At 38.1% G+C, this 15,481-nt stretch carries 14 protein-coding genes and 1 pseudogene; 5 read left to right on the top strand and 10 right to left on the bottom strand.

Features of this window, described 5'->3' with window-relative positions; all coding sequences use genetic code 11:
- Complete coding sequence (locus QUB80_RS26015; RefSeq protein ID WP_289792379.1) at window positions 1–3,366, bottom strand: helicase-related protein; 3,366 nt, start codon at window positions 3,364–3,366, stop codon at window positions 1–3.
- 29 nt (window positions 3,367–3,395) lie between these two features.
- Between QUB80_RS26015 and QUB80_RS26010 the strand changes: the two genes are divergently transcribed.
- Window positions 3,396–3,635 carry a hypothetical protein gene (locus QUB80_RS26010; protein ID WP_289792378.1) on the top strand — a complete coding sequence of 80 codons (240 nt, stop codon included), beginning with the start codon at window positions 3,396–3,398 and terminating at the stop codon, window positions 3,633–3,635.
- A gap of 83 nt (window positions 3,636–3,718) precedes the next feature.
- On the opposite strand, the gene QUB80_RS26005 is transcribed toward QUB80_RS26010, so the two are convergent.
- From QUB80_RS26005 to rppA, 6 genes are all read right to left on the bottom strand, one after another.
- Window positions 3,719–4,159, bottom strand: a complete 441-nt coding sequence (locus tag QUB80_RS26005) for a type II toxin-antitoxin system VapC family toxin (protein WP_289792377.1) — start codon at window positions 4,157–4,159, stop codon at window positions 3,719–3,721.
- Window positions 4,150–4,389 (bottom strand): hypothetical protein, encoded by a 240-nt coding sequence (locus QUB80_RS26000; protein WP_289792376.1) that lies wholly within the window; start codon window positions 4,387–4,389, stop codon window positions 4,150–4,152. Before QUB80_RS26000 ends, QUB80_RS26005 begins: the two co-directional genes overlap by 10 nt.
- 11 nt (window positions 4,390–4,400) lie before the next feature.
- Window positions 4,401–4,970 carry a Uma2 family endonuclease gene (locus QUB80_RS25995; RefSeq protein WP_289792375.1) on the bottom strand — a complete coding sequence of 190 codons (570 nt, stop codon included), beginning with the start codon at window positions 4,968–4,970 and terminating at the stop codon, window positions 4,401–4,403.
- A gap of 48 nt (window positions 4,971–5,018) precedes the next feature.
- Window positions 5,019–8,048, bottom strand: a complete 3,030-nt coding sequence (locus QUB80_RS25990; RefSeq protein ID WP_289792374.1) for an Eco57I restriction-modification methylase domain-containing protein — start codon at window positions 8,046–8,048, stop codon at window positions 5,019–5,021.
- Window positions 8,049–8,631: 583 nt separating this feature from the next.
- Window positions 8,632–9,921, bottom strand: a complete 1,290-nt coding sequence (locus QUB80_RS25985) for a sensor histidine kinase (protein ID WP_289792373.1) — start codon at window positions 9,919–9,921, stop codon at window positions 8,632–8,634.
- A gap of 152 nt (window positions 9,922–10,073) precedes the next feature.
- Window positions 10,074–10,760, bottom strand: a complete 687-nt coding sequence (gene rppA, locus QUB80_RS25980) for a two-component system response regulator RppA (RefSeq protein ID WP_289792570.1) — start codon at window positions 10,758–10,760, stop codon at window positions 10,074–10,076.
- Window positions 10,761–10,829: 69 nt separating this feature from the next.
- Here rppA and QUB80_RS25975 point away from each other — a divergent pair, with 69 nt between their 5' ends.
- Both QUB80_RS25975 and QUB80_RS25970 read left to right on the top strand, forming a co-directional pair.
- Entirely contained in the window at window positions 10,830–11,228 is a 399-nt protein-coding gene (locus tag QUB80_RS25975) for a hypothetical protein (protein WP_289792372.1), read from the top strand.
- A gap of 511 nt (window positions 11,229–11,739) precedes the next feature.
- Window positions 11,740–12,522, top strand: a complete 783-nt coding sequence (locus QUB80_RS25970; RefSeq protein WP_336622351.1) for an SDR family oxidoreductase — start codon at window positions 11,740–11,742, stop codon at window positions 12,520–12,522.
- Window positions 12,523–12,527: 5 nt separating this feature from the next.
- Here QUB80_RS25970 and QUB80_RS25965 read toward each other — a convergent pair whose 3' ends face one another.
- The 3 genes from QUB80_RS25965 to QUB80_RS25955 all read right to left on the bottom strand — a co-directional run bounded on the left by QUB80_RS25965 (window position 12,528) and on the right by QUB80_RS25955 (window position 14,551).
- Entirely contained in the window at window positions 12,528–12,734 is a 207-nt protein-coding gene (locus tag QUB80_RS25965; RefSeq protein WP_289792370.1) for a hypothetical protein, read from the bottom strand.
- Window positions 12,735–12,750: 16 nt separating this feature from the next.
- The gene (locus tag QUB80_RS25960; protein ID WP_289792369.1) at window positions 12,751–12,891 is read right to left on the bottom strand and encodes a hypothetical protein; all 141 of its coding nucleotides are present in this window, start codon (window positions 12,889–12,891) and stop codon (window positions 12,751–12,753) included.
- Window positions 12,892–13,018: 127 nt separating this feature from the next.
- Window positions 13,019–14,551, bottom strand: coding sequence for a YifB family Mg chelatase-like AAA ATPase (locus tag QUB80_RS25955; RefSeq protein ID WP_289792368.1), 1,533 nt, complete (start codon window positions 14,549–14,551; stop codon window positions 13,019–13,021).
- A 66-nt stretch (window positions 14,552–14,617) separates the two neighbouring features.
- Between QUB80_RS25955 and QUB80_RS25950 the strand changes: the two genes are divergently transcribed.
- A complete protein-coding gene (locus tag QUB80_RS25950) occupies window positions 14,618–14,968 on the top strand; it encodes a histidine triad nucleotide-binding protein (RefSeq protein WP_289792367.1) in 351 nt (116 codons plus the stop codon).
- Window positions 14,969–15,336: 368 nt separating this feature from the next.
- A pseudogene (locus QUB80_RS25945) lies at window positions 15,337–15,481 on the top strand (photosystem II q(b) protein); the annotation flags it as partial.

Here is a 15,481-nt window from a genome sequence, read left to right as displayed (position 1 = left end):
TTATACTAAAGCCTCACTACAAATAACCATTGGAATTGGCTGAGATAATCCTGGCAAACTATTGTTATTCAACCATTCATGCATATTATGTTGGCGGTAAATTTGCACCAATTGATTAAACAAATCCTGGCTGGTTGAACCGTTGCGCCGCAATATATTTAACTCTCGGTTAATTGCTTGAGTGACAGAACTCCGAAATGCCCGCTCTAAAATATTGACATGAGCTTTTACTTCTTCATCTGCTAATGATTTAAAAAATATTCTCAGTTCACGTAAAATATACCTTTGACCTTGAGTTAAACGCTGGTTGTATTCTCGTTCTGCTTGACGATGCTTGACTTCTTCAGCAAATTGACGTTTGACACCCATCACAGTAGAATTATGGTCTTTAGGAAGTGTTGCAGTATCTGTGGTGGAATCAGATTTAATTGCACCTAAGATCCGGGGAATCTCTCGTGAAATCACATTTCCTTTGCTGTCTAACAAAAACAACTGTTGGTAGCCTTTGATATCAGGGCGAGTCGGATCTGAAGCTTCACAAAAAATAAAAGTTCCCTTTTGCATTGAGAATTTAGCTGTTCGGATACCATGTGGTAAATTAGCAATTCGCTCAAATTCCTCAGGCTCATCTTTTTGTAACTTTCTAAGAATTTCCTCAGCTTCATTTAAATCCAAAAATTCATCTTCTTCTGGTTCAAAGAGGCTCAACTGTTTACCCTTTTGTTCGTAAATGGCATACATAGCTTCTTCGTTGAGTTGCTCTGTAGTGTCAAGAATAGCAGCATCTTCACCGATAGTGTCGTGAATTTCTTGAATTCTGTTCTTCAGTTTTTGCTTCAATCCTAAATTACTTTCAATACCCAATTCTGGTAAAAAGTTGTATCCATAAATGACATCTTTCTCACTGCCAATTCTATCAATTCGACCAAAACGCTGAATCAACTTAACTGGGTTCCAGTGTAAGTCATAATTTATAATTAAGTCGCCATCTTGTAAATTTAAACCCTCTGCCAAAATATCGGTTGCAATCAGCGTATTTATTTCTGATTCTCCCTGCTTAAATTTGTATTCTTTATTCGCTTTTGGTGCAAACCTTCCTACTAAACGCGCTTTATTTTTGTTATTGCCGCTATAAATTACATCAATATCATCTCGTTTATATTGTAGTTTTAAGTTTTCGTACAAATACTTAGCCGTATCTGCATACTGAGTAAAAATCAACTGTTTCTTATTTTTAAGAGTAGGCTTAGATAACCATTTGAGGAGAGTTTGTAATTTTGCATCCTGCTCAGGGGTAATTGGTTCAACTAATGCCAAAATATTTTTGAGTAGCTTAATATCATGTTCAAGATGTTGTTGTAATTTCTCGGCATCAAAATCTGCTAAGTCATATTTACCAGAAAACTGATATAGTGCATCCATCAAGTCTTGTTCTTCAGACTGATTATAATCTTCTGAAAGTAGAGTTTGTGCTTCCTCTCCTGCGGGAACAAATCCTTGTGACAAAGCTCTTAAGAACCTTTCGTGTACTATTAGCAATTTTTTGATAGTTTCTTTAAAAGCATAAACACTTGACTCAAAGCGCTTAAATAATAGCACCCGCATTAATCCTCGCAAATTGGCACCAGCACGTTGTAAAGTGTTATAAGGTTCTTGCTTTTGTTTGTCTTTCAAAACATAATTCCACAATCCATAGCGAGCATAGCTGAGTTCGTTTGTTGGTGGTTTGATTAATTGGCGCTTGCGAGACTTCCCCATGTATTGATGTAATTCTTGGTATAGCCCCTGATACGTATCTTCAATGCTGTACTCAATAGTTTCTAATTCTCGTTTGGGGAAAAAGCGATGTTTACCGCCGACAATAACATAAGCACGTCGCGTTCCATTAACATAATCCCGAAAGTTAGTTGGATCTACTGCTTGTTGGGTTTGGGCATCGTAGCCATAAAAACGTAAGATATGGTTGCGGGTACGGCGAATCAGGATATGAGATAGTAATTCTGGTAATTTCTTTATGCCCTTTTCCACTAACTGGAAGTACTCTTTTAAATCTGGTGGATCTATTGGTAAATCAGTTTTATCGTCTTGATGGAATAGTTTTAGTTGATGGTAGATATCCCAAGCACTCTTATTACGTGGAGTTGCTGTTAATAAGCAACAACGTTTACCTGCGGCTAAAAATGCTTGTACTACTTTATATCGCTGGGTAGTATGATTTCTTAGATTGTGGCTTTCGTCTATTAAAATAAAATCTCTATCTTTATATTTAAAATCATCTAATAAAAACTTGACCCCACTTTCTTCGTCTTCTTTCAACATTCCCATAGACAGAATACGGGCATTTAGCTGGTAGACTTCGTTATAACTGTCCCACATTTCTATCAGTGGTGCCGGACAAATAATTAAAGGACGGGCGCGTTCTGTTTGTTCAAAACGTTTAACTATTGCAGCACCAATAAAGCTTTTACCAAGCCCGACGACATCAGAGACAAATGCACCACCATAGTCTCTAATATTTTGCACAGCATTATTGACAGCAACTTTTTGAAAATCTGCTAATTGCTTAGTTATTTCATCTTCTAAAATTAAGTTTTTTAGCTCTGTATCTTCTAATCTATCTTTGACTAAACAATAAAGAGTTTTCATGTAAACATCATAGGGACGAACTGAGGAAACCGCCCAAGATTGTTTCATTTCTCGCATCAAAGCTTCATTAAAATCTTCCGCCTCATTCCAAATTTCCTCAAACCAATTAGTTAATTCTGCATGATTATCATTGCCATGAATTACCACATTAAGTTCAGTATTATGGGTAATACCAGAAAGGGTAAGATTAGACGATCCAACAATAGCAATACCTTTTTCTGTACGTTCTAACGCCCTACCTTTGCCATCATAAACAGTAGCGTAATCAAAAATATAGGCTTTGGCGTGTAAAGTTCCTTTAGTGTAAACTCGCACACACAATCTTTTTTCTTCAATCATCTCCACTAAACTTTTTACCAGCATCTCGGCTTCATCCGTCTGATCCATGAGTTCGATACTAGAACGGATATTAGCTGCTGTTTCGCTGGCTATTTGTTTAACTTCTGTTCGTTTGGGGTAGTTTTGGGCTTCAATTTTATCAGCAATTAATTCTAAACGTCGGTATCCTTGAGCAATTTGTTCTATGGTTTCGTGGTTGCTTGTGTTGCCAATTAATAAGCGTAATTCTTTAATGTTATTGAGACGTTCTGCAATCGCGGTAAAGCCGGAAAGAAAGAAGTAACCTACTGCAAAATTTGCTGCTTGTGATGAGTCTAGAATGCAGTTTATTTCGTCTACTAATTTTTTGGTACGATTATCTATAATATCGTGTGTAGGCATAAAGTTTATATAGGAATTGCAAGAATAATATGAGCGATTCAGAACAGGTTGAAAAGTTAATTGAATCTAATGCTAAAGCAATTCAGGCATTAACTGATTTAGCTAGTGGCATTTTGCCGAGAATAGATGAAATGCAAAGGCAAATGGTTAATATACAGCGCCAAATAATTGATAATCAGATAAGAATTGATGACAATACAGCAGATATTAAAGAGTTAGCCTTGGAGAATCAGAGAATTTTAAAATATTTGGAATCTTTGAACAGGTAATTTCTCATTACTATGCTCTGCATGGTGATGAAAACTAGAGGCTATGCCTCATGAGAAGGAGGTGGAACATACCATTTATAGTTTCAAGATGTTAAGACTTCACTGAGGATGACAACAGGTAAACCCGGAACATTACGAAAGCCTTTATCATTAGTAAGAAATTGGTTACAATTAACAGATAAGGCTGTGGCTGCATGGATAGCATCTGGTGTTTTGAGGTTAGTAGTAGCCCGAAGATTTGCAGCTTGTCGAAGTATAGATTGACTAATTGGAATTAGTCGCATTTCCGAGGAAAGCAAAAGCTGTTCATAGTTAACTACTAAAGCTGTATTACCCTTTTTTAAAGGAACAACTAGTGTTTCCAATAAAATGAGTTCGCTACTGGCAATTTCAATTTCCCCTAATTGAAATTTTATCCATAGAGGTCTTAACAGTGAGTAATAATCAGGGTTACTTTCAATCGTATAAATAATTACTGAAGTATCAACATAGATAGTCCCTGATGCAGGAAGTGTTAGTCCCATGACTCTCGTTCCTGTTGAAGTTGCTTATCTATATCCTCAGTAGTTCTGAATGACGAGGGTTGGTTACGAATTTTTTCTATCAACTCTACGACAGAACGTCGTTTGCTTTCAAGTTTTTCTGGCAAAATAACAAATACGTCAACGTTATCACCCTCTTTCGCGTCAGGAATTTCAATTTCTATTTTGTTTCCTGATAAAACTTTAGTTGTGATGTGTAAAGCTGGTTGCATATTTTTTCACCTTATACTGTTAGGACATCTTCGTAAATATCCGGCATTTTTAGGGTTAACCCTACGGAATTTAATTCTAGATTATCGCTCTTGCCTAAAGTTTGCATTGACCATTTTTCTTGATTCTCTTTACGATAAACTTCTACTTTTATTTCATCTTGAAAAACTAATACATATTCCTGTAAGCTATCCAAATTTCGGTAATTAACAAGTTTTTCTCGTCTGTCTGTTACTTCTGTACTGGGTGATAATACTTCCACAATTAAGCAGGGATAATTTAAGAAAAAGCGATCTTGGTCTTGAGAATCGCAGGTAACCATAACATCAGGATAGTAAAATATACTTTTATTTTGATTGGCTAATTCTATCCTGACTTTCATGTCAGACATAAAGACACTACAGGAACCACCCCGCAAATGAGAACGTAGCCTGCTAGCGATATTAAGGGTAATGATATTGTGTTCCTTGCTACCGCCAGACATAGCAAAAATTTGACCGCCAAGATATTCATGGCGAATCTCGCTAGATTCTTCGGCTTTGAGGTACTCTTCAACAGTTAAGTAGGTTAATGGTACAGACATGGAATTGAATTTAGGATGGGATGATGAATTGATGTTTTTTTACTTCTATCACAATCCATAAAGGGCGGCGACGCGATCATCTATTTCTTTCTCCCATGTTTCGCAGTTAATGCCTTTAGCGTCTAAGCATTTTTGGACTAGTTTGGATATTGCCTCGCGTTCTGTAGATGAAGCGTTGGGGATGGGAATTTTATTCATGTAAATGCTCCTTAACTCTAAACTTTTGCCTAACAGTTTAGAGCAAATACTTTTAAGGTATTCCCACACATAAGATGAGTTAAGTACTCCAAGAAGATAGAGGTCTTCTATAGGAATTATAAATACTTTGTTATTTATAAATAAACCATCATAATCTATTGCGAACCGTGATTCTTTGCATATCTCAGGATAGATAATTTTAGGCTTTTCAAATTCTTGATAGTAAGCAATATCATCTTGAATCTCATACCATTCATATCTACCCGGTTTACGTCCTATAGATTGTTGGCTATTGATTTTAGGCGTTAATTCTTTTTGCCACTGACTTAAATGAGCTTTGATAGCAGGATAAGCATCAATATCAATTCCTCTGCGTGTAAAAATTAACCATTTATTTTGATTATTAATTTTCCATTTACGAACATCATCACCTATAGCTAAAGGTTTAATAATTTCTGTACTTTTAGGATCTTGGGCTATAAGTTCTGCTCGTTTTTTTGTATCAATGATGAATGCCTTGTTAAAGCCAGTTTTAACTCCCCAATAAATTTTACTATTAATATACTCACTTAATGGCACAGATGCTAATTCCATTTTATAAAGCAGATTGGCAGATTTTACATCAATAACTTTCCAGTTGTAACCTCTAAAAGCTTCATTTTGTAAAATATTTCCATTCTTATTAATAATTTCTTTTACGTTAGGATAGGGAGCTTCCAAAGAAGTAACTTGTGTAAATATGCTTGGTGGAATATTAGATATTTTACTTTCTTTTTGAGCAAGAAAAATCATAACTAATACAGCTGCACTTTTAAAAACTGGTAGTTCACCAAAATCAGTAACGTTACTTACATAACAAGTATCACCAATATGCTTACGCAACTTTTCCCCATACTTAGCGCGAAACCACTTATTAGAAGAAATAAACGCTAACATCCCGCCTGCTTTTAAAAGCTGTAAAGCACGAGCATAAAAGAAACAATATAAATCAGATGTACCAGTATAAACAGCCGGATAAACCTTTTGTAGCGTTGGCTTCAAGTGCTTAATCAATTCCTGTCTTACATAAGGCGGATTAGCTACTTGAATATCAAACCCACCATCAGCAAAGACTTCTGCAAACTCTACAGCCCAATCAAAACCCTGTACTTTTGTACTTCCATGCGTTATCAAAGCAATTTGAGTTTTGAACTCATTTATTTCTTCTTCTAACTTTTGCTTTCTACCTCCTTCGTGCGCCCTCATATAATCAGCTTTAGTTTGCCGATACTGCCGTATCAGTTCATCTCTCATTACACCTATTGCTGTAGGGCTGGGTGCAATCAGACTATCTCCTTGTTCAATCTTATATTTCAAATTTGGTAATGGCGGTGGATCATCTCCTTCATATTCCACAGCTAGTGATAACCATAACCTTAATCGCGCAATATTGACTGCAAAAATATCAATATCTACACCATAAAGATTATTTTCAATAATTTCTAATTTACGTTGATATACAGTTTTAGAATCAAGCCCTTTTGTAGCAAATAAGCATTGACGCAAGTCTAGTAACTCATGAAGCATCCCTAGCAAATAAGCTCCACTTCCACAGGCTAAATCGCAGGTTTTGACTTTACGCAATGCTTCTAAAATTGCCTCTGGATTCCCGATAATACCTGGATTGTGTTCATCGACAAATTGAGCGATCGCCTCGGCTGACTCTCCTGATACCTGAGTTTGTAAATACCCCTTCAAAGCTTCCCGACACATGAAAGAAACAATCGGTTTAGGAGTATAGTAACTTCCAGATTCATGCCTACCTGTTACCAGTTCTTCAAATACTTTTCCTAGCATTTCCGGATCAACCGCTACCTCTACATCTAGTGGTGTACTCTCGGTAACAGTGAAAGCAAAGCGTTGAAATAAGTTATGAAGAATACTATCTATACAACCATCTGGAACAATAATGTTAGAATTTTTATCATCTTCATCTTGTTCAAAGAGTCCACCATTTAGATAGGGTACAGTGCCAATTATTCTTTTGAAAAAGCCACCATTATTGATACCAGCTATATCATATTGTTGTGGATTATTTAATCCAGTAAAAAAAAGATGTGATAATCTATCTCGATAAAAGTTTTTATTTAATGTATTATCTTCATCAAGGTAAGCTTCCCATAAAGCTGATAAATAATTAGCTTTCTCTTGGTACTTCAGCCAACCTTTTTTTTGAATAAAAGCAATGAACATCAAACGGTTAAATAGCTTTTGTGTAAATAGCCGTTTACGTTCATTAACTTCAATCCCTTGAATTAATCCTTCAACTTTCTCAAAGATTTGACGGTATTGTCTAAAAAATTCTTGGGTGACAGCTTCAACATCAAACGCTTCATCATGGCGTGTTTGAATATCTAAAGGTGATGCATCTGAACGAAGAAGTTCCAGATCCAATAGACTTATTCTTTCTGTTGCTGTGCGTAATTGTTCCCCTACTCCAACAGTAATCCGCCGAAAAAGTTTTCGTTTTTGAGGTAAATTCTCATATTTAATATTGAGAAAATGCCACTGTGCTTGTGATTGATTAGAAAATATAAAAAGAGAGTAAGGATGGTGTTCTAAGAAATTATCAACTATTTTTCTTTCCCCTTGTCTTGATAAGTTTTCTGATTTTAAACGCGCATAAATGATGTGAAATGCATTATTAGTTCCACCAGAAGCTAATAGTAAAGGAGTTTCCGCAAGTTCATTATTAACTGCTTCAGCTAATTTTCGACGAGAAAGCACTTGATTAACTCGTTCGTAATTTAATTGACTCCAAAGTAAATTTTTAAGAGCATCCAAACTTTTCAAATTTTGGAGTGATTTCAAGATAGATTGTTGTAATTCTATTGCAGGCATAAATAACCAGTGTAGTTTCAGTTATTTTTTCCAAAAAAGTGCAGCAAATTATGACTGATACCAGTTCACTTTTTGAGTGATTCATATTCAACCCCTCCCAACCTCCCCTTACTAAGGGGAGGTGCCGTAGGCGGTGAGGTACATCCATATCAGCCTTTTCGTGAAATAGTATGAAATGTTTCTACATCACAGTTGCTACGAAATATTTAAGGTATGAAAAATTGGCTCTTTTATCTTTTAAGTAAAATAACCAAATAAAATATGACAAGTGTCTTGTAAGATCCCCAACTTTTTAGAAAAGTCGCGGATCTATATTTTTTTGATATATTTAATGAGTTTAGGAAGAGAATACTTATACCGATTCAAAAAATGTTTGCAACACATCCTGATGTAGAGATGTGCCATGGCACGTCTCTACAATGTCTATTTGTCGCATTCTTTTTTTTCAAATTGGTATTATGAAGTAAATTTAAAGCTTTAAATCCAATGTATTTTACCTATGTTATATATGCCACAGCGATATTACTGAGGAGAAAAATAGGCATATTCACATCAAAACTCCTATTAATAGCTAGGAGGCAGCTTATTTATCCACACGCGGAAGTTGGATTTCAAAGATTGAACCTTTATCCAACACACTATTTGCAGTAATTTGCCCTCCGTGTGCTTGAATAATTTGCTGGGCGATCGCCAATCCCAAACCAAAGCCTCCTGTTTGACGCGATCGCACTGTGTCTACACGATAAAACCTTTCAAAAATATGGGGTAAATCCTCGGCTGGAATGCCAATGCCGTTGTCTTCTACTTGGATAATAGCTCGATAACCGCGCAGCAAAAGTCGTAACTTGACAGTGCCACCACTAGGGGTGTATTTGAAGGCATTAGTAAGCAAGTTGCTAACAGCTTGTCTTAACAAATCTGCGTCTGCTTTCAAATACAAGGGTTGTTCGGAAAGGTAAAATGTAAAATCGAGTTTTTTGGCAATAGCTTGTTTTTGGTATTCATCAACAAGCGATCGCATCAGTTCAACAAGATTAATATTTTTAAAAGTTGTAATATCAAAAGGCCCCTCATGACGAGCTAAAAACAGCAAATTGCTAATCAAAGTACTCATCGATTTAGCAATTTCTTCTATTTTTTCCAAGCGAAAACGTTGCTCTGATTCATCATGTGGTGGCATCAATGCAACTTGTGCATTGCTCAAAACAGCAGCAACAGGAGCGCGTAATTCATGGGAAGCATCAGCAGTAAAGCGCTGTAGTTGCTCATAGGCACGACGAGTTGGCTGCATAGCCAGCCCCCCCAAAAACCAACCCGTAATACCGATCGCACCTAAAGTTACTGGTACACCTAGTGTCAAAAATAATCTAATTCTGTCTACACTTTCACGTAATGGTGTTAAGGGAGCAGCAATTTGTAGGTAGCCAATTAACGCATTGTTTTGTATTACTGGTAACGTTAATTCTCGCAGCCATACTTTATTACTACTTGTATTGATTTGGTTACCATTAATTTTAATGGTGTGAAAACCAGGGGCGATTGTTAATCGTTTAGAAGGGTTTGCACCGCTAAATCCTACTAATTTTTTCTTGGCATTGTACCAACGAATATATACTACCTGGCTACTTGGTGATAATCCATTGCCAAGAATAGGAATATCATCTTTATTGATCTGCGATCGCTCTGCCCAAAGACGATACCGTGCATTTGCTGCAATTGATTTGCTTGTTGAGTAAAGTTCTTCATCAAAAACCTGAAGTTGCTCTTCTACTCCCAAGTAATAAGCTATGGCAGCAAAGACAATAAGGATACTCCCCATTGACAATGCAAATAAATAACCCAAGTTACGACGGCTACGAGCAAAAGCAAACATAATTAGTCATTAGTCATTGGTTAGTAGGGGCGGGTTTTATTGATTAACTTTGGGTTAGAATCGACAATTTATCTTTTAAACCCGCCCGTACAGTAGTTAGTAGTTAGTTGTTCTCTCCCCATCTCCCTCATCTCCCCCATCTCCCCACTCCCTCACTCTTCGCTTTTTTCTGGAATGCCCAGACGATAGCCCATGCCGTAGACGTTTTCTAGCCAATCTTTGGCTCCCACTGCTTGTAGTCGCTGTCGTAGTCTACGTACTAGTGTTGTGACAGCGTTACTTTCTGGTTCTGTTCCCCATTCCCAAAGAGCTTGTTCAATTTGATTGTGAGACAAAACCTGATGCGGATGACGCATTAAGTATTCCATCAATTGAAATTCGCGTCCAGATAGTTGAACAAGTACCTGATTTCGCTCAATTGTCAGGTTATTCAAGTTTAAATGTAAATCTCCTAAGGAAAGAGTATCTCCCTGCCAAAGCGGGGAACGCCTAGCTAAGGCTCTTACCCGCGCCAATAATTCCACAATATCTACTGGTTTGACTAAATAATCATCTGCACCTGCATCCAAACCCGTTACCTTATCTAGGGTAGTATCTTTTGCAGTAAGCATCAGCACCGGAGCGGTTTTGCCTAAGCCTCGATATTCCTGGCACAGTTGAACCCCGCTCACTTTAGGAAGCATCCAGTCTAAGATTAATAAGTCATAATCTTTCTGAGATAAAAGCCATTGCGCGGTTTCTCCATCTTCTACGGCATCAACGGTATGTCCTGCTTTTGACAGTGCCGATCGCAGTGGTTCTAATTGGGCTATATCGTCTTCTACCAGTAAAATCAACATAGAGCGATCGCTGCATTTATTTTTCTTTATCTTAGATGGGCTGACACTAACTTGTTTCTCCAGTTTGTTATGATCCAATCCCGTTGGTTTAAAATCTTACATTCTTTAGGATTAGAATTTTGGTTACCCTTGCCACTACTTGGATTAGCTTTTTGGGTAGGGAGTGGATTTGTTATGGATTGGGTGATCAGTCGCTCTAATCAAACCACAAAATACCTAAAAGTTGATTCTCAATCAACTAAGCAGCCTAACATAATTATTATGTCAATCAAGGCAGAAATAAACAAAAGTCAAGGTATTTCTAAAGTAAAAGTTAAGACAGTTTCCTCGGTACTCCAAGCATTAGAGTTTGAGTTTCCAATCACAGAATTAACTCTACTGGAAGCAGCTATTAGCCAAGAATTAAGATTGCCTATTGAAAATGTAAGAGAATTAATGCAAAATAAAAATATAGAAAAATCAGAATAGTTATTTTCAAGAATTACATAAAGAAAAATATTTTCAACAATAATTGAATATTAAACAATTCAGAATAAATCATCTATGAAAATGGAAATTAAGGATTGCAGTAATCAAAATTTATATAAGATATAAAATATTAAAAAATTACTCAAATTTGAAGTGAGATAATTATAAACAATAACGAGAAAAATATATATAATTATCCTACTAGATATTTATGTAATTAGATAGATAAGATTTTTATGCCATTAGAAATATGAATAATGACATGATTTTATATTAAATAGCAGCCAGAAAGAACTAAGTTAGTCGTTGGTGAGTACTGATTTATCGTTATCACCACTGATATCATGTCCGGTTAATCAAACTGAATAAAAATGTTTACTCATAGTGAGGACTAAAGTCCTTACTGCAAACTATTTATTATGGCTGATTTGGCGGACATCATATGACTACTAATTGTAAAGACACTTCGGTTCCGAAGCATCTTTATCCAATGACTAATGACTATCATCTTATGCAACTTACAGGTAAAGTAGCGCTCATCACAGGAGCAGGTTCCGGTATCGCTAAGGCAACAGCAAAGCTATTTGCAAAAGAAGGTGCCAAAATAGGAGCGCTGGGACGTTCTCAAGACGAATTAGAAGAAGCTGTCACTGAAATTAATAATAATCATGGCGAAGCAATACCTATTGTTGCCGATATTTCGCACCCAGAGGAAATGCAAAAAGCGATTCAGACAATTATTGACAAGTGGGGACATTTAGATATTGTCTTTGCCAACGCTGGTATTAATGGGGTTTGGGCTCCCATAGAAGAATTGACACCTGAAGATTGGGATCAAACTATCAATGTCAATCTTAAAGGGACTTTTTTGACAGTTAAATATGCCGTGCCTTACTTGAAAAAACAAGGTGGTTCAGTAATTATCACATCATCGATTAACGGTACGCGCACCTTTAGTAACACTGGAGCAACAGCTTATTCTTGTACCAAAGCTGCTCAAGTTGCTTTCACCAAAATGGTAGCTTTAGAACTGGCAAAACACCGCATTCGTGTAAATGTGATTTGTCCTGGTGCGATTGAAACAAATATTGACGAAAATACTGATAGGCAGGATCTAGAAAAAGTGCAAGAACCAGTTGAGTTTCCTGAAGGCGAAATTCCGTTAACTGATGGTAAACCTGGAACATCACAGCAGGTAGCCCAATTAGTATTGTTTTTGGCGTCGGATGCTTCCAGTCATATCACTGGTACTGAAGTTTGGATTGATGGGGGAGAATCGTTGTTGAAAGCTTGATATTGTTAGTAGGGGCGAGTTTCGTTGATTATATGAACGGCTAAAACCGATGATTTATCTTCTAAACCCGCACGGCAGTCGCACTCGACGCGCTTAACCCGACGCCAGGTGACGCCAGTCGCTACAACGCGCTTAACCCGACGCCAGGTGACGCCAGGTGCTACCCTGCGGGAAGCCGCCCTCTGGGCGTCTACAACGCGGGGAACCCGCAAGGGCGCACTGGCTCCTTTATGCCGGGGAACCCTTTCGCCAGTCGCTACAAGTCGGCAAAGCCGCAAGGGCGCGCTGGCTCACCACCGCACTGGCTCCGCAAGGGCGCGCTGCCTCCCGTACAGTAGGTAGTAGGTAGAGACGCGCTGTTTGAAGCATCTGTACATTAGTTGTTGGTTGTTTACCACTAACTACCAACCTCTATGCACTATCCACTAACAGTCACCACGAAAAATACATTTATACAAAGCGATCGCTGGACATGAGCGTATCATCTCTTCACTTTTCACTGCATTCTGTCTATAGTGCGATACTGAATTGCTTCAGCGAGATGATGGACTTGTAGGTTGTCATCTCCTGCCAAGTCTGCAATTGTCCGCGCCACTTTGAGAATGCGATCGCTTGCCCTTGCCGACAGCCCTAATTTTTTAATTGCCCCTTCTAATAAATTCTTACCAGCATCATCTAACTTGCACCATTTTTGTAGATGACGGCTCTGCATTTGGGCATTACAACGCAGATTTGGTTGGGATTGAAAGCGTTCACAAGCGCGATCGCGTGCCTTTTGTACCCTTTCTCTAACTACTGTTGATGATTCTCCTGTGGGCTTTTGGATAATTTCCTCTGGTTTTAGGCGATTTACTGCAACTTGCAAATCAATCCTATCCATTAAAGGGCCGGAAAGCTTCGCCCAATATTGCTCTCTCTGGCGTGGCGAACAGGTACACTGTTGGATCGTATCGCCATAATAACCGCAAGGACAAGGATTGGTAGAAGCCACCAAAGTAAACTGGGCAGGAAACATTACCGATTGTCTAGTACGGGAAATCGTCACAAAGCCATCTTCTAAAGGTTGGCGCAAAAATTCTAAAACATCACGTTTAAATTCTGTTAACTCATCTAAGAAAAGTACACCCAAATGTGCTAGAGAAATTTCTCCAGGACGGGGAAAGCTACCACCACCAACAAGAGAAGGGCCTGATGCTGAGTGATGCGGGCTGCGAAAAGGGCGATCGCATACCAAGGAGCCTCTATTTTTCAGTAAACCAGCTACCGAATGAATGCGAGTTACTTCCAAGGCTTCTGAAAAAGACAATACTGGCAAAATTCCGGGTAAACGCCTTGCCAGCATAGTTTTACCACTCCCTGGCGGGCCGACAAAAACTAAATTATGCCCTCCAGCAGCAGCAATTTCTAAAGCACGACGAGCATGAGCTTGTCCTTTCACATCCTGCAAATCTACACTTTGTAGATACGCTGTATGCAATCTCTCTTCAGTACTATCTAATTGCACAGGCTTGTAACGCCCTGGATTATTCAAAAAATCAGCTACATCTGACAGATTTTTAAAAGCATAAACAGCCAATCCTTGCACCAGAGCAGCTTCTTGAGCATTATCAGCAGGAACAACCATACTTGTAATTCCCATTTTTTGAGCAGCCGCAGCAATAGCCAATACCCCAGCTACTGCGCGCAAACTCCCATCCAGAGAAACTTCGCCTAAAAAAAGATAATTTTCCAACAACTCAGCATTAACTTGCTCAGAAGCTGCCAATATTCCTACACTTATAGGCAAATCAAAACACGGCCCTTCCTTGCGTAAATCAGCAGGTGTTAAATTAATCACAATTTTTCGCATCGGAAAGGCAAAACCTGCATTTTTTAAAGTTGCCTTCACCCTCTCCTTGGATTCTTGCACAGCGCTGTCAGGCAAGCCCAAAACAACTATTCCCGGCAAACCGCCCGAAATATCGACTTCCACACCCACTTTAATGGCGTCGATACCCACAATCGATGCACTCCAGACTCTGGCAAGCATTAGCTGAAATTTTTGTAATCACACTAAACATGACAAAATCTCTAGCAGATGCAAAGGTAAATTGGCATGAGTGAAACTACAGAGACAATTTTTAGCAAAATCATTCGTCGAGAAATTCCAGCCAATATTATCTATGAGGATGAATTAGCGCTGGCATTTAAAGACATTAATCCCCAAGCACCCGTTCATATCCTCGTTATTCCCAAGAAACCTATTCCCAAACTCGCTGATGCTGATGCTGATGATGCTGCCCTTTTAGGCCATCTTCTACTAACTGCAAAACACGTTGCCGAACAAGCTGGGCTATCAGATGGCTATCGCGTTGTGATTAACACGGGTGCTGATGGTGGTCAAACAGTTTACCATTTACATCTGCATATTTTAGGGGGAAGACATATGGCATGGCCTCCTGGTTAATACACAAAATAGATCTGGTATGGAACTTTTTGGATTTTGCGAAAAGCTTTGAGCGGAGTTTTCCTCCGCTCAAAGCTTTTCAAGACGGATTTTGGATTTTAGAAAATGGAATTGGAAATTGCTGTAATCTATCTGGATTTTATTAATACATCTGCCCTTAATCATTTTTTAAATTGGTATAAAATTTCTTAAAATATGAAATCCATAGATAATATTCTATTTAATTTAGTTATTTTTTTGCCTGAATACTATAAATAAAAACTAATCAAAAGCCTTTACAAAACTCAACCTTTCCTCTAAGATTAGGACACGCGTAAGTAGATTAACTTACGCTCAAGATTTTCAAAAAATCTAGCACTCATAAAATAATGACCACAACCCTACAAAGACGCACAAGCGCCAACGCATGGGAGCGGTTTTGTGAGTGGATCACCAGCACAGACAACCGTCTATACATAGGTTGGTTCGGCGTGTTGATGATCCCAACTCTGTTAGCCGCAACAACTTGCTTCA

It is taken from the genome of Chlorogloeopsis sp. ULAP01 (genome assembly GCF_030381805.1).
Lineage (GTDB): Bacteria > Cyanobacteriota > Cyanobacteriia > Cyanobacteriales > Nostocaceae > Chlorogloeopsis.
Note: the sequence above shows the minus strand (reverse complement) of the source record. Positions and strands in the feature narration are given on the sequence as shown.

Excerpts from the sequence above, each read along its gene's own strand:
- QUB80_RS25990 (WP_289792374.1), bottom strand. The coding sequence starts at position 8,048 with ATGCCTGCAATAGAATTACAACAATCTATCTTGAAATCACTCCAAAAT.
- QUB80_RS25960 (WP_289792369.1), bottom strand. The coding sequence starts at position 12,891 with ATGCTTCAAACAGCGCGTCTCTACCTACTACCTACTGTACGGGAGGCA.
- QUB80_RS26000 (WP_289792376.1), bottom strand. The coding sequence starts at position 4,389 with ATGCAACCAGCTTTACACATCACAACTAAAGTTTTATCAGGAAACAAA.
- QUB80_RS25985 (WP_289792373.1), bottom strand. The coding sequence starts at position 9,921 with ATGTTTGCTTTTGCTCGTAGCCGTCGTAACTTGGGTTATTTATTTGCA.
- rppA (WP_289792570.1), bottom strand. The coding sequence starts at position 10,760 with ATGTTGATTTTACTGGTAGAAGACGATATAGCCCAATTAGAACCACTG.
- QUB80_RS26010 (WP_289792378.1), top strand. The coding sequence starts at position 3,396 with ATGAGCGATTCAGAACAGGTTGAAAAGTTAATTGAATCTAATGCTAAA.
- QUB80_RS25995 (WP_289792375.1), bottom strand. The coding sequence starts at position 4,970 with ATGTCTGTACCATTAACCTACTTAACTGTTGAAGAGTACCTCAAAGCC.
- QUB80_RS25970 (WP_336622351.1), top strand. The coding sequence starts at position 11,740 with ATGCAACTTACAGGTAAAGTAGCGCTCATCACAGGAGCAGGTTCCGGT.
- QUB80_RS25955 (WP_289792368.1), bottom strand. The coding sequence starts at position 14,551 with ATGCTTGCCAGAGTCTGGAGTGCATCGATTGTGGGTATCGACGCCATT.
- QUB80_RS26015 (WP_289792379.1), bottom strand. The coding sequence starts at position 3,366 with ATGCCTACACACGATATTATAGATAATCGTACCAAAAAATTAGTAGAC.
- QUB80_RS25950 (WP_289792367.1), top strand. The coding sequence starts at position 14,618 with ATGAGTGAAACTACAGAGACAATTTTTAGCAAAATCATTCGTCGAGAA.
- QUB80_RS25975 (WP_289792372.1), top strand. The coding sequence starts at position 10,830 with ATGATCCAATCCCGTTGGTTTAAAATCTTACATTCTTTAGGATTAGAA.
- QUB80_RS26005 (WP_289792377.1), bottom strand. The coding sequence starts at position 4,159 with ATGGGACTAACACTTCCTGCATCAGGGACTATCTATGTTGATACTTCA.